A 1464-nucleotide genomic window follows, 5' to 3' on the forward strand; every position below is an offset into this window, starting at 1 on the left:
CGTGGTTCTTGGCGGTCAGCGCCTCGTTAGCCTGCCGTAGGGCGACCTGCAACTCCTGCACCTGTTGCTCATGCCGGCGCTGTTCCTGCTCGCGCTGGTCTCTGACGGAAGTACGGTAGTGTTCAAGGGCTTCCCTGGCATGCTCGTGCTTCTGCTCCAGCGACTGGGCATGACGTTCGTGCTCCGCCAATCGCGCAGTGAGGCCCGCGATCCGCTCCTGCAGTTGGGCCAGTTCGGTAGTGCGGCTGGCCACCTCGCTTCTGGCGGTGGCGCTCGCCTCGCATTCGGCCTGCAGTACGGTCTCGCAGCGCTGCAGCTGCGTCGTGAGTGAATCAGCCTCTTGCCGGGCCTGCTCCAGCGTTTGGGTGCGCTCCTGGAGCTGCGCCTGGAAGCGCGCCTGGGCCTGCGCAACGACCGTGTCGGCCTCGCCGTGCAACCGCTCGGCGAGGCGGGCGACGAGGTCTTGGAGTGCGTCGCTCACGGCCATCTTCGCGCCAACGCCTTGCCCTTCCTCCTCTTCCAACTCCCTCAGATAACGGTGAATGGTGGTCTTGGAACCGGTATTGCCGAGCGCCACCCGGACCGCATCGACAGACGGATGCTTGCCCGTGGCGCGCAGGCGATCGCGGGCACGCTGCACATCACTTTTGTACAGCCCAGACCGTGCCATCCGTCACTCCACGTATTTCGTAACGAATTACATACCATGTATTTACGTACTACTCAACGTGTAGGCCGGACCAGCTGCGGGCCGTGATCTAACGCGGGATAATATGGAATTATCCCGCCTAATCCCGATTTTTCGACTATGCTCGCACGCGGGCCGGTACACCCCGGCCCATCGGGCGACTGGGAGGGGCCGATGATCAGCGTTGGGCAGTACCTGGAAGCCGCCACCCGACCCAACACCGAACGCGCTTACGCTGCGGCAACCCGCCATTTCGAGGTCGAGTGGGGCGGCCACCTGCCGGCCACCGCCGACAACGTGGCGCGCTACCTTGCCGCCTATGCCGGGCAACTCGCGCTCAACACACTCAGGCACCGGCTCGCAGCACTGGCGCAGTGGCACCAGGTGCACGGCTTTGTCGACCCGACCCGGGCGCCGGTGGTGCGCCAAGTGCTCAAGGGCATCCAGACCCTGCACCCGAGCGTCGAAAAACGCGCCACGCCCCTGCAACTCGCCCAGCTGGGCCAGGTCACGACATGGCAGGAAGACGCTGCGGCTGCGGCCCAGTCTCGCGGCGATCGCGCCGCAGAACTGCGGCATCTGCGCGATCGCGCCTTGCTGCTGCTCGGCTTCTGGCGCGGCTTCCGCGGCGATGAACTCACCCGCCTCCAGGTGAACCACCTGCGCCTGGTGCCGGGCGAAGGCATGACCTGCTTCCTGCCGCACAGCAAGAGCGATCGCCAGCACGCCGGCACCACCTACAAGGTCCCGGCGCTGTCGCGCTGGTGCCCGGTGGC

General features: G+C 66.1%; 1 protein-coding gene and 1 pseudogene. One reads left to right on the plus strand and one right to left on the minus strand.

All coding sequences use genetic code 11. From position 1 onward, the window contains the following. Positions 1-670, minus strand: a 670-nt coding sequence (locus tag XpopCFBP1817_RS20645) for a DNA-binding protein (RefSeq protein WP_208619690.1), incomplete at its 3' end; no start/stop codon positions are given. 192 nt (positions 671-862) lie between these two features. Here XpopCFBP1817_RS20645 and XpopCFBP1817_RS20650 point away from each other — a divergent pair. Continuing rightward, positions 863-1464 (plus strand): annotated as a pseudogene (locus tag XpopCFBP1817_RS20650) (Tn3 family resolvase); the annotation flags it as partial.

This window comes from Xanthomonas populi, from assembly GCF_002940065.1.
Taxonomy (GTDB): domain Bacteria; phylum Pseudomonadota; class Gammaproteobacteria; order Xanthomonadales; family Xanthomonadaceae; genus Xanthomonas; species Xanthomonas populi.